The organism is Nocardia vinacea (assembly GCF_035920345.1).
GTDB lineage: Bacteria > Actinomycetota > Actinomycetes > Mycobacteriales > Mycobacteriaceae > Nocardia > Nocardia vinacea_A.
The window spans coordinates 4,742,008-4,767,214 of record NZ_CP109149.1; the positions used below are offsets into that span (position 1 = coordinate 4,742,008).

Annotated in this window: 24 protein-coding genes, 2 tRNA genes and 1 pseudogene; 12 read left to right on the forward strand and 15 right to left on the reverse strand. The window is 65.4% G+C overall.

Features of this window, described 5'->3' with window-relative positions; translation table 11 throughout:
• Window positions 1-58 precede the first annotated feature (58 nt).
• A complete protein-coding gene (locus OIE68_RS21765; RefSeq protein ID WP_327101188.1) occupies window positions 59-1,054 on the reverse strand; it encodes an NAD(P)H-dependent glycerol-3-phosphate dehydrogenase in 996 nt (331 codons plus the stop codon).
• Between the two features lie 43 nt (window positions 1,055-1,097).
• Here OIE68_RS21765 and cofC point away from each other — a divergent pair, with 43 nt between their 5' ends.
• From cofC to OIE68_RS21780, 3 genes are all read left to right on the forward strand, one after another.
• A complete protein-coding gene (cofC, locus tag OIE68_RS21770; protein WP_327101189.1) occupies window positions 1,098-1,796 on the forward strand; it encodes a 2-phospho-L-lactate guanylyltransferase in 699 nt (232 codons plus the stop codon).
• Between the two features lie 161 nt (window positions 1,797-1,957).
• Window positions 1,958-4,117, forward strand: a complete 2,160-nt coding sequence (locus tag OIE68_RS21775) for an RNA degradosome polyphosphate kinase (protein WP_327101190.1) — start codon at window positions 1,958-1,960, stop codon at window positions 4,115-4,117.
• Window positions 4,118-4,297: 180 nt separating this feature from the next.
• Window positions 4,298-5,242 (forward strand): bifunctional NUDIX hydrolase/histidine phosphatase family protein, encoded by a 945-nt coding sequence (locus tag OIE68_RS21780; protein ID WP_327101751.1) that lies wholly within the window; start codon window positions 4,298-4,300, stop codon window positions 5,240-5,242.
• A 183-nt stretch (window positions 5,243-5,425) separates the two neighbouring features.
• Here OIE68_RS21780 and OIE68_RS21785 read toward each other — a convergent pair whose 3' ends face one another.
• The 3 genes from OIE68_RS21785 to leuC form a co-directional block, all read right to left on the reverse strand.
• The gene (locus OIE68_RS21785; RefSeq protein ID WP_327101191.1) at window positions 5,426-6,076 is read right to left on the reverse strand and encodes an HU family DNA-binding protein; all 651 of its coding nucleotides are present in this window, start codon (window positions 6,074-6,076) and stop codon (window positions 5,426-5,428) included.
• A 156-nt stretch (window positions 6,077-6,232) separates the two neighbouring features.
• The gene (gene leuD / locus OIE68_RS21790) at window positions 6,233-6,841 is read right to left on the reverse strand and encodes a 3-isopropylmalate dehydratase small subunit (protein WP_327101192.1); all 609 of its coding nucleotides are present in this window, start codon (window positions 6,839-6,841) and stop codon (window positions 6,233-6,235) included.
• Between the two features lie 152 nt (window positions 6,842-6,993).
• A complete protein-coding gene (gene leuC, locus OIE68_RS21795; RefSeq protein WP_327101193.1) occupies window positions 6,994-8,415 on the reverse strand; it encodes a 3-isopropylmalate dehydratase large subunit in 1,422 nt (473 codons plus the stop codon).
• 148 nt (window positions 8,416-8,563) lie between these two features.
• On the opposite strand from leuC, the gene OIE68_RS21800 reads away from it, so the two are divergent.
• The 3 genes from OIE68_RS21800 (at window position 8,564) to OIE68_RS21810 (ending at window position 10,125) form a co-directional block, all read left to right on the forward strand.
• The gene (locus OIE68_RS21800; protein WP_063042901.1) at window positions 8,564-9,265 is read left to right on the forward strand and encodes an IclR family transcriptional regulator; all 702 of its coding nucleotides are present in this window, start codon (window positions 8,564-8,566) and stop codon (window positions 9,263-9,265) included.
• Window positions 9,266-9,300: 35 nt separating this feature from the next.
• A complete protein-coding gene (locus OIE68_RS21805; protein WP_327101194.1) occupies window positions 9,301-9,801 on the forward strand; it encodes a pyridoxamine 5'-phosphate oxidase family protein in 501 nt (166 codons plus the stop codon).
• A gap of 129 nt (window positions 9,802-9,930) precedes the next feature.
• Window positions 9,931-10,125: a DUF5302 domain-containing protein gene (locus OIE68_RS21810; protein ID WP_063042903.1), complete on the forward strand. Its 195-nt coding sequence runs from the start codon at window positions 9,931-9,933 to the stop codon at window positions 10,123-10,125.
• Window positions 10,126-10,496: 371 nt separating this feature from the next.
• Here the strand turns inward: OIE68_RS21810 and OIE68_RS21815 are convergent.
• The 4 genes from OIE68_RS21815 to OIE68_RS21830 form a co-directional block, all read right to left on the reverse strand.
• Window positions 10,497-10,569 (reverse strand) — tRNA-Glu (locus OIE68_RS21815).
• A 157-nt stretch (window positions 10,570-10,726) separates the two neighbouring features.
• A tRNA-Gln gene (locus OIE68_RS21820) sits at window positions 10,727-10,798 on the reverse strand.
• Between the two features lie 134 nt (window positions 10,799-10,932).
• On the reverse strand, window positions 10,933-12,405 hold the full coding sequence (gene gltX / locus OIE68_RS21825; RefSeq protein WP_327101195.1) for a glutamate--tRNA ligase: 1,473 nt from the start codon (window positions 12,403-12,405) through the stop codon (window positions 10,933-10,935).
• A gap of 13 nt (window positions 12,406-12,418) precedes the next feature.
• Window positions 12,419-13,192: a fumarylacetoacetate hydrolase family protein gene (locus tag OIE68_RS21830; protein WP_327101196.1), complete on the reverse strand. Its 774-nt coding sequence runs from the start codon at window positions 13,190-13,192 to the stop codon at window positions 12,419-12,421.
• A gap of 210 nt (window positions 13,193-13,402) precedes the next feature.
• On the opposite strand from OIE68_RS21830, the gene OIE68_RS21835 reads away from it, so the two are divergent.
• The 4 genes from OIE68_RS21835 (at window position 13,403) to OIE68_RS21850 (ending at window position 16,165) form a co-directional block, all read left to right on the forward strand.
• The gene (locus OIE68_RS21835; RefSeq protein ID WP_327101197.1) at window positions 13,403-14,584 is read left to right on the forward strand and encodes an MFS transporter; all 1,182 of its coding nucleotides are present in this window, start codon (window positions 13,403-13,405) and stop codon (window positions 14,582-14,584) included.
• Window positions 14,585-15,062: 478 nt separating this feature from the next.
• Window positions 15,063-15,557 carry a hypothetical protein gene (locus tag OIE68_RS21840; protein ID WP_327101198.1) on the forward strand — a complete coding sequence of 165 codons (495 nt, stop codon included), beginning with the start codon at window positions 15,063-15,065 and terminating at the stop codon, window positions 15,555-15,557.
• Between the two features lie 146 nt (window positions 15,558-15,703).
• Window positions 15,704-15,955, forward strand: coding sequence for a hypothetical protein (locus tag OIE68_RS21845; protein ID WP_327101199.1), 252 nt, complete (start codon window positions 15,704-15,706; stop codon window positions 15,953-15,955).
• Window positions 15,956-15,958: 3 nt separating this feature from the next.
• Complete coding sequence (locus tag OIE68_RS21850) at window positions 15,959-16,165, forward strand: hypothetical protein (RefSeq protein ID WP_327101200.1); 207 nt, start codon at window positions 15,959-15,961, stop codon at window positions 16,163-16,165.
• Between the two features lie 429 nt (window positions 16,166-16,594).
• Here the strand turns inward: OIE68_RS21850 and OIE68_RS21855 are convergent, their stop codons facing one another.
• From OIE68_RS21855 to OIE68_RS21875, 5 genes and pseudogenes are all read right to left on the reverse strand, one after another.
• Window positions 16,595-16,762 carry a hypothetical protein gene (locus OIE68_RS21855; RefSeq protein ID WP_327101201.1) on the reverse strand — a complete coding sequence of 56 codons (168 nt, stop codon included), beginning with the start codon at window positions 16,760-16,762 and terminating at the stop codon, window positions 16,595-16,597.
• Between the two features lie 41 nt (window positions 16,763-16,803).
• A complete protein-coding gene (locus OIE68_RS21860) occupies window positions 16,804-17,385 on the reverse strand; it encodes a Uma2 family endonuclease (protein WP_327101202.1) in 582 nt (193 codons plus the stop codon).
• Between the two features lie 78 nt (window positions 17,386-17,463).
• The gene (locus tag OIE68_RS21865; protein WP_327101203.1) at window positions 17,464-18,471 is read right to left on the reverse strand and encodes a 3-isopropylmalate dehydrogenase; all 1,008 of its coding nucleotides are present in this window, start codon (window positions 18,469-18,471) and stop codon (window positions 17,464-17,466) included.
• Between the two features lie 171 nt (window positions 18,472-18,642).
• On the reverse strand, window positions 18,643-20,241 hold the full coding sequence (serA, locus tag OIE68_RS21870; protein ID WP_327101204.1) for a phosphoglycerate dehydrogenase: 1,599 nt from the start codon (window positions 20,239-20,241) through the stop codon (window positions 18,643-18,645).
• A gap of 672 nt (window positions 20,242-20,913) precedes the next feature.
• A pseudogene (locus OIE68_RS21875) lies at window positions 20,914-22,409 on the reverse strand (hypothetical protein).
• An 87-nt stretch (window positions 22,410-22,496) separates the two neighbouring features.
• Here OIE68_RS21875 and OIE68_RS21880 point away from each other — a divergent pair.
• Window positions 22,497-23,315 carry a nucleotidyltransferase domain-containing protein gene (locus OIE68_RS21880; RefSeq protein ID WP_327101205.1) on the forward strand — a complete coding sequence of 273 codons (819 nt, stop codon included), beginning with the start codon at window positions 22,497-22,499 and terminating at the stop codon, window positions 23,313-23,315.
• A 21-nt stretch (window positions 23,316-23,336) separates the two neighbouring features.
• Here OIE68_RS21880 and OIE68_RS21885 read toward each other — a convergent pair whose 3' ends face one another.
• Complete coding sequence (locus OIE68_RS21885; RefSeq protein WP_327101206.1) at window positions 23,337-23,831, reverse strand: helix-turn-helix domain-containing protein; 495 nt, start codon at window positions 23,829-23,831, stop codon at window positions 23,337-23,339.
• Between the two features lie 106 nt (window positions 23,832-23,937).
• Between OIE68_RS21885 and OIE68_RS21890 the strand changes: the two genes are divergently transcribed.
• Window positions 23,938-24,582 (forward strand): dihydrofolate reductase family protein, encoded by a 645-nt coding sequence (locus OIE68_RS21890; RefSeq protein ID WP_327101207.1) that lies wholly within the window; start codon window positions 23,938-23,940, stop codon window positions 24,580-24,582.
• A gap of 66 nt (window positions 24,583-24,648) precedes the next feature.
• Here OIE68_RS21890 and OIE68_RS21895 read toward each other — a convergent pair whose 3' ends face one another.
• Window positions 24,649-24,852, reverse strand: coding sequence for a cold-shock protein (locus tag OIE68_RS21895; protein ID WP_040693519.1), 204 nt, complete (start codon window positions 24,850-24,852; stop codon window positions 24,649-24,651).
• Window positions 24,853-25,207: the final 355 nt, after the last annotated feature.

The window sequence follows — 25,207 nt, forward strand, 5'->3', positions numbered from 1 at the left end:
CCGTACCCGTTATGGGTGCCGAACCAACCTCGTGCCTGTGCGCTTATAGCGTTCGCCCCTATTCCGGTTTGATCCGCCGACCCAGCAAATTGCCGACCGCCTCGCGCACCGAAACGCCCTCATGACATACCTGGTGCACCGACGTGGTCAGCGGCATCTCGACATTGTGCGCCGCGGCCAGCGCCCGCACCGATGTGCACGACTTCACACCCTCGGCGACCTGACCATGGGTGGCCTCCTGGGCCGCCTCCATGGACCCGCCGGCCCCGAGCACATGCCCGAACGACCGGTTTCGCGACAGTGGCGAGGTACAGGTGGCGACCAGATCGCCGACCCCGGCCAGTCCGGCCAACGTGACCGGCTCCGCGCCCAGTGCGACCCCGAGCCGGATGATCTCGGCCAGCCCTCGGGTGATCAGGCTGGCAATCGAGTTGTCGCCCAACCCCATTCCCGAGGCGATGCCGCAGGCGAGCGCGATGACGTTCTTACAGGCGCCACCGATCTCACAGCCGATCACATCGGTATTGGTGTAGGGCCGGAAGTAGCCGTTGGCGCAGGCCTGCTGCAGTGCGACGGCCCGCGCGGCATCGGTGCACGCGATCACGGTGGCCGCGGGCTGCTCGGCCGCGATCTCCTTGGCCAGGTTCGGACCGGACAGCACCGCGATGCGGCTCTCGTCGGCACCGGTCACCGCACCGATGACCTGACTCATCCGCAGCAGCGTGCCGGTCTCGATGCCCTTGGCCAGGCTCAGCAGCGCGGCATCCGGCCCGATCGAGTCCCGCCACGTCTCGAGATTCGCGCGCAGGGATTGGGACGGAACCGCGAGCACGACGATATCGGCGCCGTCGAGTGCCTCGGCGTGGTCATGGGTGGCCGTCAAGCTGGGTAATTGCACATCGGGCAGATAGAACGGATTGCGATGTTCCGTGGCCAAAGCCTTGGCCACCTCGGGCCGCCTGGCCCAGATCGTGACGTCGGTTCCCGCGTCCGCCAACACCTTCGCGAACGCGGTCCCCCATGATCCCGCGCCCAGCACTGCCGCCCTCGTCATCTGCCCAATATGCCACGGAACCACTCATGGAAGGATTAGCACCATGCGTCCGCATGCGTTGCACGCCGTGATCGCGGTGAAGAGCCTCGATCGGGCCAAGAGCCGGCTGGCCGATCGGCTGCGCCCGGAACACCGGGCCCGGCTGGTGCTCGCCATGCTCGCCGACACCGTGTCCGCTGCCGTCGCGGTTCCGCGGATCGCATCGGTCACCGTGGTGACCCCGGATCCGGTCGTCGCCGAGCTGGCACGCAGGCTCGGCGCGGTCGTACATCCCGAACCCCACCGCGAGGTCATCGACGCGACCGATCCGGACGGCCTGAACACCGCGCTCACCGACGCGGCCACCGCATTGCGACACCGGCACGGCCCGGTCGAACTGCTGGCCCTACAGGCGGATCTGCCCGCCTTGCGCCCCGACGAACTCTCGGACATGCTGACCACCGCGCCGGTCGGCGTTCGTTCGGTCATCGTCGACCACGCGGGCAGCGGCACGTCCGCGTTATTGGTCCGCGATACCGTCGCCCCGCTGGATCCACGCTTCGGTCCCGGCTCGGCGCGTCGACACATCGACGCGGGTGCGGTCGACCTGCACGGCGACTGGCCCGGATTGCGGCTCGACGTCGACACCGCCGACGATCTGGACCGCGCCATCGAACTCGGCGCGGGCGATTCGACAGGTGCTGTGCTGCACGACATCGGTTGGCCTATTCGCGTTCACGAGCGGGTACGCCGGGTGTGCTAGCGGGTCGCCACATCCGGCGTGATACGCACGGCAATGATGACGTCGGGCTGCACACGGCCCGGTTTGTAGGGGATGATCGTTGGCGTGAGTGAGCGAAGCAAGCTATTTCGGAACCAGCGTGCGTCGCGCATGTCGGTGCCGCGTGCCAGCGAGGCGCGGGCATGAGCGAAATCGAAACCGTCAAACAACAAGTGCTGCCGACCGCACTGCCCGCCGCGACAACACCGGCCGAGGATGCCGACGAACAGCGGTTGCCACGTGATCGCTACCTGAACCGCGAACTCAGTTGGCTCGACTTCAACACCCGAGTTCTCGCACTTGCCGAGGACGCATCGCTGCCATTGTTGGAGCGCGCGAAATTCCTGGCGATCTTCGCCTCCAATCTGGACGAGTTCTATATGGTCCGCGTCGCCGGCCTCAAACGCCGTGCGGAGACCGGACTTTCGGTGCGTTCGGCCGATGGCCGTTCGCCCACCGAACAATTGGAGCTGATCGCGGCGCGCGCCCAGGAGATCGCCGACCGGCACGCGCGCGTCTTCCTCGACTCGGTACTGCCTTCACTGACCGCCGAGGGTATCGCCGTCATCGACTGGTCCGATCTGGATGACGATGAGCGCCAGCGCCTCTCGGCCTACTTCCAGGATCAGGTTTTTCCGGTCCTCACCCCGCTCGCGGTGGATCCGGCACACCCGTTCCCCTACATCAGCGGCCTGAGTCTCAACCTCGCGGTGACGGTGAAGGATTCCTCCACCGGCGGCGAGCATTTCGCCCGCGTCAAGGTGCCCGACAACGTCGATCGCTTCGTTCGAGTGCGGCGCACCGATTCCGGGTCCCCGGTCGCGGCCTTCCTGCCGATGGAAGCACTGATCGCCGCGCACCTCGATCTGCTGTTCCCGGGTATGAAGGTGGTCGAACACCACTCTTTCCGGATCACCCGCAATGCCGACTTCGAGGTCGACGAGGATCGCGACGAGGATCTGCTGCAGGCGCTGGAGCGCGAACTCGCTCGCCGCCGCTTCGGTTCGCCGGTCCGACTAGAGGTCTCCGACGATATGACCGAGCACATGCTCGATCTGCTGCTGCGCGAACTCGAGGTCGATCCCGGCGATGTGATCCAGGTGCCCGGCCTGCTGGACCTGTCCTGCCTCTGGCAGGTGTACGGCGTGGACCGGCCCAATCTCAAGGACGCACCGTATGTGCCCGCGACGCCGCCCGCGTTCGGCGAGCGCGAAACCCCGCGCAATGTCTTCCAGGCGCTGCGCGAGGGCGATGTGCTGGTGCACCACCCCTACGACTCGTTCTCCACCAGCGTGCAGCGCTTCATCGAACAAGCCGCCGCCGACCCGCAGGTGCTCGCGATCAAACAGACCCTGTACCGGACCTCAGGTGACTCCCCGATCGTGAACGCGCTCATCGACGCGGCCGAGGCGGGTAAACAGGTCGTCGCGCTGGTCGAGATCAAGGCCCGCTTCGACGAACAGGCCAATATCAAATGGGCCCGCGCGCTGGAACAGGCGGGCGTGCACGTGGTCTACGGTCTCATCGGCCTCAAGACGCACTGCAAGACCTGCCTGGTGGTGCGTCGCGAGGGTTCGACCATCCGCCGCTACTGCCATATCGGCACCGGAAACTACAACCCGAAGACCGCGCGTCTGTACGAGGACGTCGGGTTGCTCACCGCCGCACCGGAAATCGGCGCCGATCTGACCGATCTGTTCAATTCGCTGACCGGTTACTCACGAAAGGCCAACTACCGCAACCTGCTTGTCGCGCCGCAGGGTGTGCGCGCCGGAATCATCGAGCGGATCCAGCGCGAGATCGAGCTGGCGAGTCAGGGCGTCCCGGCGCGAATCCGGATGAAGGCCAATGCAATTGTCGACGAGCAAGTCATCGACGCCCTCTACCGAGCTTCTCAGGCCGGTATACCGGTGCAGATCGTGGTGCGCGGCATCTGCGGTCTGCGACCCGGCGTCGAGGGGATGAGCGAGAACATCGAGGTTCGCTCGATTCTCGGTCGCTTCCTGGAACATTCGCGGATCATGCACTTCCAGGCCCAGGACCAATACTGGATCGGCAGCGCCGACATGATGCACCGGAATCTGGACCGGCGCGTGGAAGTCATGGCACAGGTGAAGGATCCGAAGCTGTGCGAGCAGCTGGGCTCGGTCTTCGATTCGGCGCTGTATCCGACGACGCGCTGCTGGGTACTCCAAGCCGATGGCAGCTGGCACGCCGCACCCGACGGCGCCGATCGCAACGGCGTCGAGGTACGTGACCACCAGCAATTCATGATGCGAGTGCGGAGACCGGAGCAGCCGTGAGCGAGCGGCAGCGAATGAACCATCTACACAGCGCACACTCGCGCACGACGGAGACCGAGCCCAGCGAGGCGCAGTCGTGAGCGAGCATCAGCGAGTGAATCGTCAACACAGCGCACACTCGCGCGCTACGGAGCCGAGGTCCAGCGAGGCGCAGTCGTGAGCGATACGACGGGATATGAGATGGACGGGGGACCGTTCTGGGATCCCCGGGTAACAGCCAACATTCACGCCGCCGGTGCGGTGCTGTGGCGCAGAGCGGCCGCTAAATCCGGCGCCATCGAGATCGCCGTGGTGCACCGCCCCAAGTACCAGGATTGGTCGCTGCCGAAAGGCAAACTCGATCCGGGCGAGACGCCGGTGCTCGCCGCCGTCCGCGAGGTCCGCGAGGAAACCGGCCTCGACTGCCGGCTCGGCCGCTACCTCGGGCACGTCACGTATCCGATTCCGGGTCATCGGAAACTCAAGCGGGTGGACTATTGGGCCGCCGAGGTTTCCGGCGGGGAATTCAGCGCCAATTCCGAGGTAGATGTGCTGTCCTGGTACACCTTGGACCGGGTGATGGACCAATTGTCGTATCCGATGGACCGGCAGGTGATGCGCGCCTTCACCCGCCTGCCCGCCGCCACCAGCACGCTGCTTGTGGTGCGGCACGCCAAGGCGGGCAGCAGGGACCGATTCGACGGTCCGGACGAGCAGCGCCCGCTGGAGCGAGCCGGTCGGGCCCAAGCCGATGCGTTGGTCTCGAATCTGCTGGCATTCGGTGCGTCCGAGATCTTTTCGGCCGATCCGCTGCGCTGCGTCCAGACGATGGAACCACTGGCGGAGAAACTCGGCACGACCATCGACATCGAACCGGATTTCTCCGAAACCGCTTATGCCGCAGCGCCGGACAAGGCTCGACAACGCGCCCTTTCACTCGTGTCGAATCGTGCGGTGCGCGTTCTGTGCAGTCAGGGCAAGGTAATTCCCGATCTGCTGCGGTGGTGGGCCGATCGGGACGGCATTGCGCTGCCGTCCGCGCGTAACCGCAAAGGCAGTGTGTGGGTGCTGTCGTTCGCCTCGGGTCGATTGGTCGCCGCCGACCACCTCGACCGGTCACTCTCGGACGCCATCGTCAAGTCCTGACGCCGCAGTAGGGTTCTGACGCCTGGAGGGGACCACAACCGTCATACGGTCACTTCTCGACACCAAATCCAGGCGCAGACAGCCGAAACGGCCCCGAGGCGAACCTCGGGGCCGTTTCGAGTCGGTTTGCCGGTGATTCCGCCTAGCGGAGCCGAATCACCCGGTGGCAGTGCACCTTCAGCGTCAGCGCGCGCGACGGGCCGGAGCCTTCTTGGCCGCGGTCTTCTTCGCGGGCGCCTTCTTCGCGACCGTCTTCTTGGCGGCGGTGGTGGTCTTCTTGGCCGCTGTCGTCGCCTTCTTGGCCGCTGTCGCCGCCTTCTTGGCGACGGTCTTCTTGGCAGGTGCCTTCTTCGCGGCCGTCTTGGTGGCAGTTGCCTTGCGCGCCGTCGTCTTTGCCGGGGCCTTCTTGGCCGCCGTCTTCTTCGCGGGCGCCTTGGTGGCGGTTGCCTTCTTGGCGGCGGTCTTCTTGGCCGCCGTCTTCTTTGCGGCCGCCTTCTTGGCTGCCACCGGTGCATTCGCTCCGCGCTTTACCGCAGGGCCGCTCGCGGTCAGCTTCTGCTTACCCGCGATGACGGCTTTGAACTGCGCGCCCGGACGGAACGCCGGCACCGAAGTGGGCTTAACCTTCACGGTTTCGCCGGTACGCGGGTTCCGTGCGACGCGAGCCGCACGCTTACGCTGTTCGAACACACCGAATCCGGTGATTGTGACGCTCTGACCCTTGTGCACCGCGCGCACGATGGTGTCGACCACATGCTCGACTGCCGCGGTGGCCGTGCGCCTGTCCGTACCCAACTTTTCGGTCAGAACGTCGATCAGTTCCGCCTTGTTCATTGAATCCTCCGCAGACTAATGGCCCGTCGTCGGACCGACTAGGTACCACGGTAAACCCACTTTGAGCAAGAGTCTATGTGCCACGCCAAAATTCATGTGGTTTAGCACACGTCCAGCTACCGCCCCAAGGTGAACTCAGCTATCGCTACCGGGTGATTACGCCTGCGAAATATGCGCCGGAAGGGTTGTGGGTTTCCAACTTGGCCTTGCCTTTTCGAACTCGCCGATGACGTCACTACGCCGCAGTGTCAGCCCGATGTCGTCCAATCCTTCGAGCAGACGCCACCGCGTGTAGTCATCAATATCGAACGGCAACACGACGGTTCCGGCCGTGACCGTGCGTGCCTCGAGGTCTACTACCAATTCGAGACCCGGCTGTTCCTCGAGCAACTTCCAGAGCATTTCGACATCGTTCTGTGACATCTGCGCGGCCAACAGTCCGCCCTTACCCGCATTGCCGCGGAAGATGTCGGCGAAGCGCGAGGAGATGACGACGCGAAAGCCGTAGTCCGACAGCGCCCATACCGCGTGTTCGCGCGAGGATCCGGTACCGAAGTCCGGACCGGCCACCAGCACACTGCCCCGGTTATAGGGTTCGGTGTTCAGAATGAAGTCCGGATCCGATCGCCATGCTGCGAACAGTCCGTCCTCGAATCCCGTTCGCGTCACCCGCTTCAGGTAGACGGCCGGAATGATCTGATCGGTGTCGACATTGGATCGGCGCAGCGGCACTCCGATCCCCTTGTGCACGGTGAAGGCATCCATTTGCTGATTCTCCTGGGTCATTAGACGATTTGGGCTGACCGTTTCGAGCGACCTGCAAGCAGCCGCTACGGCAGTCGTTTCGAGCGACCTGCAAGCAGTCGCTAGCGGCCGGAACACGAATCGGCGCGGACACAACGGCGTCCGCGCGCCGATCAGTCCAGATCCGCGGGCGAGGACAGGGTGCCGCGGACCGCCGTTGCGGCCGCTACGAGCGGGGAAACCAGGTGTGTACGGCCACCTTTGCCCTGCCGACCCTCGAAGTTACGGTTCGAAGTCGAAGCACAACGCTGGCCCGGCGCGAGCTGATCGGGATTCATTCCCAAGCACATCGAGCAGCCCGCCTGACGCCATTCGGCGCCCGCCGCGGTGAAAATCTCGCCCAGTCCTTCTTTTTCCGCCTGGGCGCGCACCCGCATAGATCCCGGTACAACCAACATTCGCACGCCGTCGGCGACGCGGCGTCCCTTCAAAATCCCGGCCACGGCACGCAAATCCTCGATGCGTCCGTTGGTGCACGAACCGACGAATACGGCGTCGACCGAAACATCACGAAGTGGAGTACCCGGCTCCAAATCCATGTATCGCAACGCTTTCTCCGCGGACTCACGTGCCGTCTCGTCGGTAATCTGCGCGGGATCGGGCACCTGCTCGCTCAGTGGCGCACCCTGGCCCGGGTTGGTGCCCCAGGTGACGAACGGAGTCAGCGCGGCGGCGTCGATGTGCACCTCGGCGTCGAAAACGGCGCCCTCATCGGTCTTCAGCGCCTCCCAGGCGGCCACTGCGGCATCCCAGTCGGCTCCCTGCGGCGCGTGCGGGCGGCCTTTGAGGAATTCATAGGTGGTTTCGTCAGGAGCGATCATGCCGGCCCGCGCGCCCGCCTCGATCGACATGTTGCAGATCGTCATTCGCGCCTCCATCGACATGGCGCGAATGGCCTCGCCGCGATACTCGAGCACGTAGCCCTGACCGCCGCCGGTACCGATCTGGGCGATGACGGCCAGAATCAGGTCCTTACTCGTGACACCGGGCGGCAATTGGCCGTCAACGGTGATCGCCATGGTCTTGAACGGGCGCAGCGAGAGCGTCTGCGTGGCAAGGACGTGCTCGACCTCACTGGTGCCGATGCCCATGGCCAGCGCGCCGAACGCGCCGTGCGTGGAGGTGTGGCTATCGCCGCACACCACCGTCGTCCCCGGCTGGGTCAAACCCAATTGCGGCCCGACGACGTGCACGATGCCCTGATCCAGGTCCCCCATCGGATGCAGGCGCACACCGAATTCCGCGCAATTGTGGCGCAGCGTCTCGACCTGGGTACGCGAAATGGGGTCGGCGATCGGCTTATCGATATCGATCGTCGGGACGTTGTGGTCCTCGGTCGCGATGGTGAGATCGGGACGGCGCACCGGACGGCCCGCGGCGCGGAGTCCGTCGAACGCCTGCGGGCTGGTCACCTCGTGCACGAGGTGCAGATCGATGTAGATCAGATCGGGTTCCCGCGAGGCGCCCTCGCCCGCTCCGTGGGCGACGACGTGCTGCTCCCACACCTTCTCGGCCAGTGTGCGGCGCTCGGCCATTCTCGATCACCTTTCCGACGAGCAACCGAGGTACGCGATCCGGGCTGAGGCGCGCTCACGGCTGCACAAGTTTTGGCTGTTCCGACGCGTCCGGAGCGAGCAGACCGTTAAGTGGCTTTCTCAGTATCCGAGACGCTAATATCGTTCTATGAGACAGCATAGCGGTATCGGCGTCCTCGACAAAGCGGTGTCTGTGTTATATGCCGTCGCGGAGCATCCATGTGGTCTCAACGAACTGTGCACCCGCACCGGACTACCCCGGGCCACCGCCCATCGCCTGGCTGTCGGGCTCGAGGTACACCGGCTGCTCGCCCGCGACAACAACGGTCTGTGGCGGCCCGGGCCGGCCCTCGCCGAACTCGCCGCCGGGGCCACCGATCCACTGCACGAGGCCGCTGCGGCCATTCTCCCGCGTTTGCGCGAGATCACCGGCGAGAGCGTCCAGATCTACTGCCGAGACGGCAATGCGCGGGTCTGCATCGCCGCCCTGGAACCGCCCGTCGGCCTGCGCGACACCGTGCCGATCGGGGCGCGCCTACCGCTCACCGCCGGTTCGGCGGCCAAGGTGCTGGTCGCCTGGGCGGATCCGGAACTGCAGCGCATCATCCTGGCCGATGCGGTATTCGGTGAGCGGGCGCTGGCAGAGGTCCGCAAGCGCGGCTGGGCCCAGAGCGCCGCCGAGCGGGCCAGCGGTGTGGCCAGCGTCTCCGCGCCCGTGCGTGACGCCGCGGGCCATGTCATCGCGGCGGTCTCGGTGTCGGGCCCGATCGATCGCATGGGCCGCCGACCGGGCGCCCGCTGGGCGGCCGACTTGGTCGCCGCCGCGGACGCCCTCCACAAGAGACTGTAACACGTTCCATTTTCGAGCCTCTAAAGTTGGTGCGCATGGGAGTAAACCAACGGGCGCAGATCGTCATGTCCGACGCCGAGATTTCCGAATTCCTGCAGCGCAGCCGCATCGCGACGCTGGCCACCATCGGCCCGAACGGTGCGCCGCACCTGACCGCGATGTGGTACGCGCTCATCGACGGCGAGATCTGGTTCGAGACCAAGGCCAAGTCACAAAAGGCAGTGAACCTGGGCCGCGACCCCCGCGTGACCTGCATGGTCGAGGCAGGCCAGACCTACGACCAGTTGCGCGGCGTCTCGATCGAAGGCCACGCCGAGATAATCGATGATCCGGACAAGCTGTTCGCCGTCGGCGTGAGCGTCTGGGAGCGCTACACCGGCCCCTACAGCGAAGAAGTCCGCCCGCTCGTCGAACAGATGCTCAACAAGCGCATAGCGGTCCGCGTAGTCCCGGATCGCCTCCGCAGCTGGGACCACCGCAAACTCGGCCTCCCCCAACTCCCCCTCGGCGGCACCACCGCCCAACCCCTCGACTGATCGCGCCACGCGGGCAAAATCCGCCTGACACGCCGGGTGCGGCACAGTAGCGTCAACCCTGTTCGACCCGAATCGGCAGCGCGGCGACGCCCGTGGCGCGCCACCCGGCCGCGACGACGAGGAGCAGACATGGCGGAAGCGGATAGTTCCAACGGCAAGGCGGCACCAAGCACCGAAGACGTCAAACGCAAGTTCAAGGAAGCCCTGGAGCGCAAAAACCAGCACCACGCCAAGTCGAACGACCACCTCGACGGGCGCTCCAAGGCAACCTCCCCCCACGGGAACGCCAGCCATAAGCGGGAGTTCCGCCGCAAGAGCGGATAAGAAGAACCCACACCACTCGAAAGGCCTTCCAGCCGAACCTCTGGAGGGCCTTTTGCATATCCCGAAGCTCTCCCCAACCAGACAACTCCGGTCACATGCGGGCATCGACCACAGTGCTCACGCCCGCGCCGCCAACAGCACCCTGACGGCTCAGTCACACAGCAACGACAAAGTGCCCACAGCAGCGAGGAAACAGAGCCCCACCTACCCAACGACCCACTGACCTGCTGTTCCGGGGCGAAGCCCCCGGCCAGACTCGGGTGTCCGGGGGCGAAGCCCTCCGGGTGGGGGTGTGGGGGTTTCACCCCCACAAGACAATGCGAAGCAGAAAAGGCCCATGCTCGCCATGAGCATGGGCCTTCCATTCTGCGTAGCCCCGACGGGATTCGAACCCGCGCTACCGCCTTGAGAGGGCGGCGTCCTAGGCCGCTAGACGACGGGGCCAGGACTCGATCTCCCACATTTCGGGTGGGTGATCTTTCCGGTTGATCTTTACGATCAGTGGAAGCTCGGTTAGCTTAGCCGACCGAAGCTCGGCGACCAAATCGCCGGATGCTGAACAACTTTCGGTCGCGCACCGAGAGACGAACAACATTCTCCGCTGGGGTACCAGGACTCGAACCTAGAATGGCTGAACCAGAATCAGCTGTGTTGCCAATTACACCATACCCCAATGACCAGGACGTTCGACCTCGTGTCCGGCTGACCCGAGGCCCTGTTCCGAGCCGAGAAGTAGAGTACCAAACCGCATACGGTCTACTACAAATCGCCTGGTCAACGTCCTGTTTTTCGGTCAAAGGCGGATTTTCAGGCCGACACCGTCCAGTCCCGCGCCGAGCGCAGCCGAGCCAGGCTCGTCTCGCGGCCGAGCAGCTCCAGCGATTCGTACAGCGGCGGGCTGATATGCGAACCCGTCACCGCCACTCGCACTGGTGCGAACGCCTTACGCGGTTTGAGCCCCAGATCATCGAGTAGCGCGGTTTTGAGCGCATCCTCGATAGCAGGAGTGGTCCAGGCCGTCAGCGGCTCCAGCGCGGCAATAGCGGCATCCAATACCGACGTCGCTTCGGAACCGAGGTTCTTCGACCCCGCCGCCGGATCAATCGCGAACTCTTCCGCGGGCGCGAACAAGAAACGCAGCAGATCCCACGCGTCGGACAACACCACGATCCGGGTTTGCACAAGTTCGGCGGCCGCGGCGAACAACTTGTCGTCGATGTCGGCGCCGATGTGGCCGTGTTCGGTGAGGAACTCGCGCAAGCGGTGCGCGAAATCACCCGGCTCCAGCAATCGGATGTGTTCGGCGTTGAGCGCGTCCGCCTTCTTCTGATCGAAACGAGCCGGATTCGAATTCACTTTCGAGATATCGAACGCCGCCACCATCTCGGCCATCGAGAAAACGTCGCGATCATCCGCGATGCCCCAGCCGAGTAGCGCCAGGTAATTCAGCAAACCCTCCGGGATGAATCCCCTATCCCGATGGACGAACAGATTCGACTCCGGATCGCGCTTGGACAACTTCTTGTTGCCCTGCCCCATCACGAACGGTAGATGGCCGAACTCCGGAGTGAACTCCGCTACACCGATCCGGCGCATCGCCGCATAGAGCGCGATTTGGCGGGGAGTGGACGAGAGAATGTCCTCACCGCGCAACACATGGGTGATCTTCATCAATGCGTCGTCGACCGGGTTAACCAGCGTATAGAGCGGATCGCCATTACCGCGAGTGAGTGCGAAATCGGGCACGGTACCCGCTTTGAAGGTGGTTTCGCCGCGCACGAGATCGTGCCAGGTGATGTCTTCGTCGGGCATTCGGAGCCGGATTACCGCAGGGCGTCCGGCGGCCCGATGGGCCTCGATCTCCTCGGGGGTGAGATCGCGGTCGTAGTTGTCGTAGCCGAGTTTCGGATCGCGGCCCGCGGCACGATGGCGCTCCTCGACTTCCTCGGGCGTGGAGAAGGATTCGTACGCTTCACCGGCCGCCAGCAAATTCCGCACGACTTCCATATGCAGTTCGCGTCGCTGCGATTGCCGATAGGGCGCGTAGGGCCCGCCGACCTCCGGCCCCTCGTCCCAGGTGAGGCCGAGCCAGCGCAGCGCATCCAGTATCGCACCGTATGATTCTTCGGAATCGCGTGCGGCATCGGTATCTTCGATGCGGAAGACGAACTTGCCGCCGGTGTGGCGGGCGTACGCCCAATTGAACAGCGCCGTCCGGACCAGGCCGACATGCGGCGTTCCGGTCGGTGACGGGCAGAAGCGGACCCGTACTTCAGTCATGGCTCTCTTTCGACTAGCGCTTGGCGGCAACAGGATTGGTGAGGGTTCCGATGCCCTCGACGGTCACGGAGACGTTCTGCCCGGCCTGTAGCGGGCCGACGCCCTCCGGGGTGCCGGTGAGGAGCACATCGCCGGGCAGCAGCGTCATCACCGTGGTCACCCACTCGATGACCTTCGGAATATCGTGCAGCAGAAGCGAAGTGCGGCTGCGCTGGCGGACCTCGCCGTCGACTTCGGTGACGATCTCCAGATCCGAAGGGTCGAGCGAGGTTTCGATCCACGGGCCGAGCGGGCAGAAGGTGTCGTAGCCCTTGCCCCGAGTCCACTGGCCGTCGTGCTTCTGCTGATCGCGCGCGGTCACATCGTTGGCGACGGTGTAGCCGAGCACCACGTCGAGTGCGCGGGCGGCGGGCACATCCTTGCACGGACGGCCGATGACGATCGCGAGTTCGCCCTCGTAGTCGACCTGGGATGAGCTGGGCGGCAATACGATCGACGCGTTCGGGCCGATGATCGAGGTGCTCGGCTTCATGAAGATCACCGGATCCGCCGGTGCGACCCCGCCCATTTCGGCCGCGTGCGCGGCGTAGTTCTTACCGATGCAGACCACTTTGCTGGCCAGAATCGGCGCGAGCAGGCGCACATCGGCCAGCGGCCAACTCCGCCCGGTGAATGTCGGAGTACCGAACGGATGTTCCGCGATCTCCTTGGCGACGCTCTCGCTCCCCTCCCCTTCGATGCTGACGAAAGCGACTCCATCGGGACTGGCGATTCGACCTAGACGCATGCACCGCAGTCTATCGACCGCCCTCGACCTGCTCGAACGCGCCCGACCGAGCGGTCCGGAACCGCGTGCGGCGGCGGGTTCGGCGGCTCGCGATGTGAGCAGTTCGATAGAACCACAGCGGAATCCACTTGCCCACTGGGTGTACGGTGAGACTCGATGTTCACCCAATGAGAATTCATTCCCATATTTTGAGATTCCGAGGTGAGGCCGATGGCTACGACCGTGACCCAGATGCGCGACATCCGACGGTGGTCCATGCTCGGCCTCGGCGTATTCGCGCAGGCCTCCAGCGCCGTCTTCATCCACGGGGTTCCGTTTCTTTTGCCCGCACTGACGGCCGATGGCATGCCACTGGCTACCGCGGGTCTGCTCGTGGCCATGCCGACCCTCGGCCTGGTATGCACGCTGATTGCCTGGGGATATGTCGTGGACCGGATCGGCGAGCACAAGGTACTGGTCGGCGGACCACTGCTGATGTTCGGCGCGGGCGTTGCGGCGGCTACCGTCACCGATCACATGCTGCTCGGCGCACTGCTGCTCCTGGGCGGCGTCGGCGCGGCGAGTACCAATGGCGCCAGCGGCCGGGTGATCGTCGGCTGGTTCCCGCCGCGGCGACGTGGACTGGCGATGGGCATTCGACAGACCGCACAGCCCATCGGCGTCGGCATCGGCGCGCTCAGCATTCCGGCCGTTGCGGCCGCGCATGGAGTCTCGGCGGCGATTCTGGTGCCCGCTGTGATGGCGGGTGTCGCCGCGCTGGGCTGCCTGATCGGGATCGTCGATCCGCCTCGACCCGCGGGCGCGGCGGCGGATCGAGCCAACCCGTATCGCGGCGATTCCACGCTATGGCGCATCCATGCGGTGTCGGTGCTGCTGTGCATTCCCCAAGGGACCGTATGGACTTTCGCATTATTGTGGTTGCATAGTGACGTTGGCTGGTCGCTGCCCGTAGCAGGCGCTCTGGTGACCGGAACCCAATTCCTCGGCGCCATAGGACGAATCGGCGCGGGCGCATGGTCCGATCGCGCCGGCAGCCGACTGGGACCGCTGCGCACCGTCGCCATCGCCGCCGTAATCTCCATGGCCGCCTTGGCTTTGGCCGCATGGACGCACGCATGGTGGGCCGCGATTCCACTGCTGATCGCCGCATCGGTCATCACGGTCTCCGATAACGGTTTGGCCTTCACGGCGGTCGCCGAGATCGCCGGACCGTTCTGGAGTGGACGTGGACTCGGCATCCAGAACACCGGCCAGAACCTCGCAATGGCCGCCATCCCACCGGTTTTCGGCGCACTGATCACCGCCAGCGGTTTCCCCGCCGCGTATATGTTGGCCGCTGTGCTGGCGATGGCCGCGGTTCCGCTCGTTCCCACCGATCGACGATCCGAATAACGGCCCCTTCGGAATTCGCGCCTGTTCCGGTCCGCCGGGGCGGGCGCGATGCGTGTGCGCCCGACAGTCAGGACCACCTCCGCATGGACTCGCTGATTCAGACGTCGCGCTGCACCGCGGGATCGAACCTGAATGGATTCCTACCTCGGATTGATGTCCGCCAATTACACAATGCCGAGCGCGGCATACTCACGAACCTTGCAGACCCCGGCCGGTCCGCCACATTGGGCGAGCTTGTCGGTGGAGCGTGCCGGACTGGACCTATCACCCGTTGTGCCGATGGCGGATGCTCTGGCCTGGGAGCGCCGCGCCAACTCGCACCTGCTGCCGTTTCGGTGCTGATCGAATGGCCGATGTCGTCGATCGTGTAACCGAGCAGCATCCACCACACCGACACTGCCGGGCCAGATCGCCTCGCACAACCCACGATGTAAACCCAACCTTGACAAGGCGTCGTGTGTCAAGTCAGGCTTTACATATGCCCGATGAACAGCAGCGCGTAGACCCGCAGGACGAGCGGGCGATGCTCGGAAAGTTGTTGTCCGCCAATGCGGAACTGGTCGTGGGTGTGCTACGCCCGGAGGAGGGCACGCCCAGCGTGCCGGTGCTCGCAGCGCTCACGGCGACCCGAAATCTCAGTCGACTCGTCGACGACATCCTGCACACCCTGGCCCGGCAGGCCCGCGAAGAAGGCCACACCTGGGCCGAAATCGGCGATCTCCTCGGCACCTCCCGCCAAGCGGCCTTCCAACGCTTCAGCGGCCCGATGCCCCCGATGGGCCCGTTCCCCACACCCCCGATTCCGCCCACACCCCCGATGCCGCCCAACCCTCCCGTTCCCCCGACACCACCCGGATTCCCCACCCCGCCAACCGGATTCCCCGCACCACCCCGCATGCCCATGCCACCCGGCCCACCCCCGATGCCCACCCCACCTGACATGCCGAAGCCCCCGACCCCGCCAACCCGTTGATCCCCGTCGAACCGAATTCCCTTACAAACAAAGGAGATAACTGTGTCCCAAGACCCCAACTCCGTCCCCCACCCGCCCGACGCGCCGGCACCGCCAAGCCCCGCAGCACCGCCCAACTTGCAGACGCCCAACCTTTCACCACCCGGTTGGCCGCCTCCGCCACCCGACTGGCAGACGGCGCCCAACCTTTCACCGCCACCCGGTCACCCAACACCTCCACCGCCCGGCCCCGCCCACGGTTGGCCGACCCCGCCGCCGCCCAACTGGGCAACACCTCCGATATTCCCTCCGGTGCCGCCAAGCCCACCGACCGCACCGAATTGGCCACCGCACTTGCACCCGCACGGCTGGGCGGCACCTGGCTCAGCGAGTTCTCCTACCGCACAGCACATTCCTAAAGATTGGCCTGCTCCTCCGCATTCGCCGAACACACCAACACCACCCGGCCCGACACCACCGCTTGGCGGCCCGACACCACCGCACGGCGGCCCGACACCACCGAGCCCCGCAGCATCGCCCGACTGGCAGACGGCGCCCACCCTTTCAACGCCACCCGGTCGGCCAACACCTCCGCCGCCCAGCCCCGCCCACGGTTGGCCAATGCCTAACTGGGCAAAACCTCCGGTGCCCCCAAGCCCACCGGCCGCACCGAATTGGCCTCCGCATCCGCACCACCCACACAGCTGGGCAGCACCTGGCTCAGCGAGTTCTCCTACCGCGCTGCTCCTTCCCGGCGGATGGCCCGCTCCGCCGCCACCTGGTCAGCACACTCCGCCGCCATCCCTTCGGGCGACAGGTGCGATGCCGTCCGATTTCGCTGCCGCACAGCACGTGCCGGGCCCGCCGATCGCTGCCATGCAACCTGGTCAGCCCATGTCGTTACCGGGTCCGATGCCGCCATCGCAGGCGAATCCAGTTGCAGCGATCGAACTTCCGCACGACCACGAGTCCAGTGCCGAGCCGCAGGAATCCGACGACGCAACCGGGCGGCCAGGATGACCGCACAATCACAATCCACCGCTGAGCAGCTGACCGAGTTAGGACCAGCCGTCGCCGAATCCGTCAGTGCGGCAGCCACTGTCGTCGAACAGCAGCATCGAGCGGTCGCCGGTGCGGTTTTCGATGCCATCGGGCCGATCGGCGAGCCCGCGGCGCGAGTCCACGACGTCATCGCGGGGCGCTGTCTTCGACTCGATTCGTGGCATTGCCACGGTGGTCGGCAGCGCACTTACCGAGCGCGAATAGGTCAGATCTCGACCAAAGCGGCCGGATCGAAACTCACCCGAATCGGTGGATCGGCTCGGATCGCCGCGGTGAATACTGTTCCTGCCGCAACCGTTGGATGGGCGTGAAAGGCGCCGTCCGCGAGCAGCATTCGGTGTATCCGGACCTCCGGATGGTGCTCGACTATCCAGTACTGGGGAATGTCGATGGCCGCGTACTCGCGAACCTTCCTGACCCGATCGGTGCGTTCACTGCCGTCGCCCGGCGCAATGATCTCCACGGCGAGCAGCACCTCCGTACCGGAAATCAGCCGGGGCGTTTCGGCGATAATCGCGGCCCGCGCAACATCTCTCGGGATCACCACGATATCGGGCTTGCGAATGCCGCTGGGCGTGTTGACTTCCCAACCACCGCCGATACATACGTGCACCGCGGCACCCCCGGCCGCGATATCGATGAGCCGCCCGAGCCGCTGCACCACGAAATCGTGACGCGCACCGCCCGCAACCGCGATCAACCAGCCGTCCTCGAGCTCGAAACCCTTACCGCCGTTCGGTAAACGGCGCAGATCCACATCGGTATACGGTCCGCGATGCTCACTCATCGGACTCCCGCGCGTTCCTGCGAAGCCGAAAGGCCCGCGCTCGAACGCGCTCGAGCGCGGGCCGTCAAGCAGAACATGTCAGACCGCCGCGGCGATCCGATCTCCGATCTCGACGGTCGAGGCCGCACCGGTGCGCGACGCGAGATCCTTGGCGACCGCCGCTTCGATGCGCGCGGCGCCTTCGGTGTTTCCGAGGTGGTTGAGCAGCAATGACACCGACAGAATCGCTGCGGTCGGATCAGCCTTGGACTGCCCCGCGATATCGGGGGCACTGCCGTGGACCGGCTCGAACATGCTCGGGTTGGTGCCGGAGGCGTCGATATTGCCGCTGGCCGCCAGGCCGATTCCGCCGCTGACCGCGGCCGCGAGGTCGGTGATGATGTCGCCGAAGAGGTTGTCGGTGACGATCACATCGAAGCGGCCCGGATCGTTGACCATGTGGATGGTGGCGGCATCGATGTGCTGGTAGGCGGTCTGCACCTCCGGGAACTCCGCCGCGACCTCGTTCACCGTCCGCTGCCACAGCGAACCGGCGAAGGTCAGCACATTGTTCTTGTGCACCAGCGTCAGGTGCTTGCGCCGGGCCTGCGCCTTGGCGAAGGCGTAGCGGACGACGCGCTCGATGCCGAAGCGGGTATTGGTGCTGACCTCGGTGGCGACCTCGTGCGGGGTCTCCACCCGGATCGCGCCGCCGGTGCCGGTGTAAGGGCCCTCGGTGCCCTCGCGCACGACTACGAAGTCGATATCCGGATTGCCCGCGAGCGGACTTGTCACGCCCGGGTACAGCTTCGACGGACGCAGGTTGACGTGATGATCCAGCGCGAACCGGGTGCGCAGCAGGAGTCCGCGCTCGAGCACACCGCTGGGCACCGACGGATCGCCGATCGCACCGAGCAGGATCGCATCGTGCTGCTTCAGCTCGGGCAGCACCGAATCCGGCAGGATCTCACCGGTCGCGTGGTAGCGCCGCGCGCCGAGGTCGTATTCGGTCTTCTCGACGCCCGGCTGCACCACGTCGAGCACCTTGAGCGCCTCCGCGATGACCTCGGGGCCGATCCCATCACCCGCGATAACAGCAAGCTTCATAACAACAAGGCTCCGTTCAGTATTGCCGACCGCCACCGTACTTCGTCCCACACCGCACGCCGCTGTCGGGCAGACAGCGCAGCCCGGCAGTCACCATGCGCGGCGTGACATGTCATGCCCGGCACAGGTGACGGCGCCGCGCACGGTCGACGTGCGCGGCGCCGGTAGTGGTCAGAACAGGTCGACCAGGACGATCTTGGCCGCACCGACGGATTCGGCGATCGCGGCCTGGACGTCGGCGGGGACTTCGCGGGCCACACGTAGAACCACGGTCGCGCCCTCCTTGTCGACATCCTGGCTAAGCTGTGCGGCGAGGATGTCGATCTCGGCCTCACCGAGCTTCGTGCCGATCCTGCCGAGCGCGCCCGGCTTGTCCTCGTAGTTCAGCACGGCAAGGTTCAGGCCTTCGGCGCGCATGTCGTAGTTGCGACCGTTGATGTTGACGATCTTCTGCACCTGCTGCGGCTCGGTCAGCGTGCCCGCCACATTCAGCGTGCTGCCGTCGCCGAAGACCGCGCGCAGGTCGACGACGCTGCGGTGGCTCGGGCTCTCCGAAACCTTGGTGACCTCGGCGGTAATGCCGCGGTCCTTGGCCAGCGCGGGGGCGTTGACGAAGGTGACCTGGTCCTCGACCAGCGCGGAGAAGATGCCGCGCAGCGCCGAAAGCTCCAGCACCGCAACATCTTGCGCGGCCAGCTCGCCGCGGACCTGCACCTCGACGCTGACCGGCAGCTCGTTGGACACCGCGCCGAGCAGGTGCCCCTGCTTACGCACGATCTCCAGCCACGGCGCGACCTCGTCGCCGACGGTGCCACCGGTGACGTTCACCGCGCCCGGCACGAATTCACCGGCCAGGGCCAGCAGTACGGACTTGGCGACATCGGTGCCCGCACGGTCCTGCGCCTCGGCGGTGGACGCACCCAGGTGCGGGGTCACCACGACCTGCGGCAGGTCGAACAGCGGGCTGTCGGTGCACGGCTCGGTGTCGAATACGTCCAGACCGGCGGCACGCACGTGACCGGACTTGATGGCGTCGGCGAGCGCCTGCTCGTCGACCAGCCCACCGCGGGCGGCGTTGACGATGATGACGCCCGGCTTGGTCTTGGCGATGGCTTCCTTGCCGATGATGCCCTTGGTCTCGGGGGTCTTCGGCAGGTGCACCGAGATCAGATCGGCGCGCTCGAGCAGCTCGTCCAGGGGCAGCAGTTCGATGCCGAGCTGGGCGGCGCGGGCCGGGGAGACGTAGGGGTCGTAGGCGATCACCTTGGTCTCGAAGGCGGCGAGACGCGCGGCGAACAGCTGGCCGATGCGACCGAGGCCGACCACACCGACGGTCTTGTCGAAGATCTCGACACCGTTGAACTTGCTGCGCGCCCAGGTGCGCTCGCGCAGGGTGGCATCGGCGGCCGGGATCTGGCGGGCGGCGGCCAGCAGCAGCGTGACAGCGTGCTCAGCCGCGGTGTGGATGTTGGAGGTGGGCGCGTTGACCACCATGACGCCGCGCTCGGTGGCCGCGGGCACATCGACATTGTCGAGGCCGACACCGGCGCGGGCGACGATCTTCAGGTTCTTCCCGGCCTCGAGCACCTCGGCGTCGACGGTGGTCGCCGAGCGCACGAGTAGGGCATCCGCCTCGGGCACCGCGGCCAGCAGCGCGGGACGGTCGGGGCCGTCGACCCAGCGGACCTCGACACCGTCACCGAGCGCGTCGACGGTCGACTGGGCGAGCTTGTCGGCGATCAGAACAACAGGACGGCCTGCTTGGCTCACTGTGGGGTACTCCTGGAAGGAAAGGGGGTCGGCAATTACCGCGCACCAGCTTAGTTGGCCGGAATCCGCCGCGGCCTACCCCCCGGTAGGCGGGTGCCTCAACATGAAGGAAGGCCCCGCACCAACGGTGCGAGGCCTTCCCTCGTCGTACGCCGTCACAGCGGCGTCCGCGCGGTCGAAATTATCGACCGAGACAGCGCTATCAGCCGCCGAACGAACCCGTCCACAGGGTGTTGAAAATGCCGTGCAGAGCAGCGCTACCGGTGGAGAACAGGCCGTCCAGAGCCGCGGAACCGGTGTCGATGATAACGGGGATCATGAAATTTCCTCTTCGTCGAAAACAAATCCAGTCGAACTGGCTGACACATGGCACATCGGGGCATGCACAAATCCGGTTACGGAATTCTGGCGGATTGTGACGCAGACTACATATCGCACTTCGTTGTGATCTGGACAACTGACCAAAAGATCTCTGATCAGGCCATACGTGCATGAATGCAGGTCGGGAGCGCTTTTTCGAAGATGTAATTAGGTCCGCAAAGGAAGCTTTCTAAGAAATCTCTGAGAAAATATGCGCCACCCTCCGAGATCTATCCGAGATAGGTGCAATGGAATGCTGGCAACTTTCGGACACAGCAGACCGCATTACCGCAATATCGCGAGTCAGCGGTATTAGTCGGCGCGATACATCAGATACGGGCGCGCCAAGATCAGCGCGACAGCAAGCATGGCGCTACCGAAATACACCGGGAGCAGATGGACGAACGCGGTGTAGTGGATGAAGAAGTGGATGACCAGCGCGCCGGCCGAACCGGCGACGGCGGCACCGAGCAGCGTCCACCACACCCAGGCCTCACCCTGTCGCCAACCCCACAGTCCGGGCAGCACGATCGCCACCGCCGTTGCCATCAACGCGCCGCCGAAGCCGGCCCGATCGTGGGCGATGAACGGCAGCAGGTGCGCGTTGGCGGCTTCCAGCGTGGCGGCATCGGTGTGCATGAACTCGAGATCCGTCGGCACGAACACGAAGGTGAGTCCGACGGTCGAGATGACAACGCCGCCGATGAATACGCCCACCCCGGTCGCGACCAGCAGCAGCTGGCCCACGAGCGCGCGCCGCCTGATCCACTCGGGACACTCCGGCGGCACCGTCCAATGCGCCGTGGTCGGCTTGCGCCACACCGCGAGCAGGAACATCGGGAACAGCACCGCCGCCGCTGTGACGTGCAGTGGCTCAACGAACCCGATCACCAGGAAGTAGAACAGCGTCGGAAATCCGATGAGCCCGGAGAGCAGATACGCGTTGCGAGCCCAGACGCGCCCCAGCCGTATGCCGCCCCAGGCCAGGCCGGTGTACAGCACGCCGATGGCGATCATATTGCCCGCCATGGTGATTCGATCATGCTGCAGGAAATGCACCAGGTGGTGGTTGATTTCGTGCAGTCCGTCCACGTCCGTGCCGAGGTAGTCGCGGTCATACCAGAGCAGTACGGGCCCCAAAGTGATTGCCGCCGCACCGATTCCGGCGACGATCATGCCGATGCCGACCAGCAGGCCCCAGCACCACGCGGGCCAGCGGCGGGGGTCCAGCGGAACGTCGCGCAGGGTCGGCGGCGGTGCGGTCGGTTGCGCGGCCTCGATGACGCGGTTGAACCAGCTGGGTCCGGCGGCGATCAGCACCGCGGGGGTCGCGAGCACGGTGGCGGTGGAGTCGGCCAGGGCCGTCACCGCTGCGGCGATATCGGGTTCGGTCAGGTAGTGCCGATCGGCGGGTTCGCCGACGATCACCTGATCGACGTGCGGCTCCAGTTCCGCGCCCACCTCGGGGTCGTCGACCAGCGCGATCACCCGGCACCGGCGATCCAGGACGGCGGCACGCACTGCCCGATATCGTCGCGGCCCACCGGCCCGACCTCGACGATTCCGGCGCCCTGCACCGGCAGCACCCGGATGGCGTCTCGCGCGACCTCGACCGGAACCCGCGCACCGAATCGATCGGCCCATTCGGCGGGCAACTCGGGATGGTCGAAAACGCGCTCGATCGCCCGCCCGCCGCCCGGCAGCGCGATCAAACCCGACAGCAACCGCAATGCCAATAGTTGCGCGCGATGCTCCCCGACCAGGGCATTCGCCATCGGGCGCAACGGGTGATAGGTCCAGTCCGGCATGACGGTCATCGTCACACACCCTCAGTCGTCGCGGCAGTACGAAAACGGTTGGTCCGCTTGGTCCCGGCCGAACTACGATCACCGACCATGTCCCTGCGCGCGATTCCGGCTTCGATGGACCCGTTTGTGGTCGGGTCGATCGATGCCGAGCTCGATCGGATCGAGCGCGCGCATCGGGTGTCGGTGCTGCTGGCCATCGAAAGCGGTAGCCGGGCTTGGGGATTCCCCTCGCCCGATTCCGATTACGACTGCCGGTTCGTCTATGTCGCGCATATGGACATCTACCTGTCGCCATGGCGGACAAGGGATGTCATCGAGACGCCGCTGGTCGACCTGCTCGATGTGAACGGCTGGGATCTGGCCAAGGCACTACGGCTGCTGGTGAACGGCAATGCGGTGCTGATCGAATGGTTGATGTCGCCGATCGTGTACCGCGGCGACGTCCGGTTCCGTACCGAATTGCGCGCGGTCGCAGCGGAAGTCGCCGATCGGAACCAAGTGGCCCGGCACTACCTGCATCTGGGCAGCAGGCAGTGGGCGCTGTTCGATCACCATCGGTCGCTGAAGAAGGTGTTCTATTCGCTGCGGCCCGCGATGGCCTTGCGTTGGCTGCGTGAGCATCCCGACGCGGTGGTGGCGCCTATGCATCTGCCATCGCTGCTGGAGCAGTGCGAGTTGCCCGGCGAGCTGGTTTCGGCGATTGCCGCGCTGACCGAGCTGAAGTCGCGCACCCGTGAAATGGGTAGCGGCGCAGTGCCGGTCCCGATCGCCGAGTTCATCGCGGCCGAATTCGACCGTGCGACAGACGCTTTCCCGAAGACTCCGAATCGAGATATGGATCGGGCTCGCGCGGTGACCGCCGCCTTCTTCCGCAAGGAAGTCCTGGCCGCTGGAAATGGGCGGTAGCGCGACCGGATCAGCTCCGCATCACACCTCGGCCACCGCGGCGGCGTAGGCGCGCGCCAACCGGTCGGTGGCGGTCGGTGCGTCCGGATCGGGACGCGGAATTCCGAGGTGCGACTCGCGCAGTTCGTCCATGAACTCGGCCCAGAGCTGCGGCCCGCCCTCCTCGAGGAGTTCGGCGCGTACGCGCAGGCGTTTCGTCGTCGGGCGATGCCGGAGCCCCCATGCGCCCAACTGCGCCATGATCGGCACCAGTTGGATCGCGGGCTCGGTGAGCCGGTACTCGGCCTTCTGACCGGGGCGGGTGTCCTCGCGACTGAGCAGTCCGGCCGCAACCAGGCGCTTGAGCCGGTCGGACAGGATATTGGACGCGATCCCCTCCTCCGATCCGGCCAGCAGCTCGCGGAAGTGGCGGCGATTGCCGAACATCACGTCGCGCAGGACCAGCAGCGTCCATCGATCGCCGATCACCTCGATGGTGGCGTTGATCGGGCAGCCCGAACGTCCCTCGTCGCGCATGCGGCACTCCCTCCGTCGAAGTTACTGCTTGCATTCTACAACCAGTTGCACTTAGGCTGTCCACAAGCGATTGCAAAATGCAAGCAGATCGGGAAAAGGGAGAATCATGGCCAAGTTGCGCGTACACAACATCGCGATATCGCTCGACGGCTACATCGCCGGACCGAATCAGGGACCCGAGAATCCGCTCGGCGAGGGCGGGCTGCGGCTGCACGATTGGGTGTGGGCCACGCGCTACGCACACCAGATGGACGGGGCGGACACCGGCGAGACCGGCGTGGACAACGATTTCCTGGTCGCGGGCGATGCCGGTATCGGCGCAACGATCATGGGGCGCAACATGTTCGGCCCGATCCGCGGCCCATGGGTCGATCACGAATGGCAGGGTTGGTGGGGCGACAACCCGCCCTACCACCACGACACCTTCGTGATGACCCATCACACGCGACCATCGCTGCCCATGACGGGTGGCACGACGTTCCATTTCGTGAACGAAACGCCGGAAGAGGTTCTGCGCCAAGCATTCAAGGCCGCGGACGGTCAGGATGCGCGGCTCGCGGGCGGCTCATCGGCAATCCGGCAGTTCCTGCGCGCCGGTCTGGTGGACGAGATGCATCTCGCGGTAGTCCCGATTCTGCTCGGCGCGGGCGAGCGGCTCTACGACGATCTCGGCACCCTGCCGGGCTATCAGATCAGCTCGGTGGTGCACTCCCCCGCGGTCACCCATGTCACCTTCACCAAGACCGCCTGAATATCCCCCGGAAACGACGAGAGGCCCGCACCCCTGCCGGGTGCGAGCCTCCTAAGTCACGCTTGATCAGATAGCGCGGACGTCCTGGGCCTGCGGACCCTTCTGGCCCTGGCCGATCTCGAACTCCACGCGCTGGCCCTCTTCGAGGGACCGGAAACCCGAGCCGGAAACGGCCGAGTAATGCACGAAGACGTCAGGGCCGCCTCCGTCTTGGGCGATAAAGCCGAAGCCCTTCTCGCTGTTGAACCACTTCACACTGCCTTGAGCCATGTTCTTTACTTCTTACTTCCTGTTGATGAGCCGAGCAGATCACTTCGATAAGCCCGATCTCTCGATCAACAATGCCATCATCCGACGAATTCGGCCACATCCAGCAGTGGTAACTGTGAGCAAGCCGACGTTGGCGCAGCGCTGTGGCCGCGGACGCAACACCGGTTGCGAAGGGCTGGCTATCCTGAGCGTAAAGCGTTCGCGGCGCATAGATCAGCCGGTCAGCGCACACTTTCGGCTATCCGCGCGAACACTGCCGGAATCCCAGCAACCACACTGGACACAGACGTAGGACCGAAGCTGAGAATTCGTAAAGAAAATACGTGACTTCGGGCTTGAATGTGCACTCAGTGGT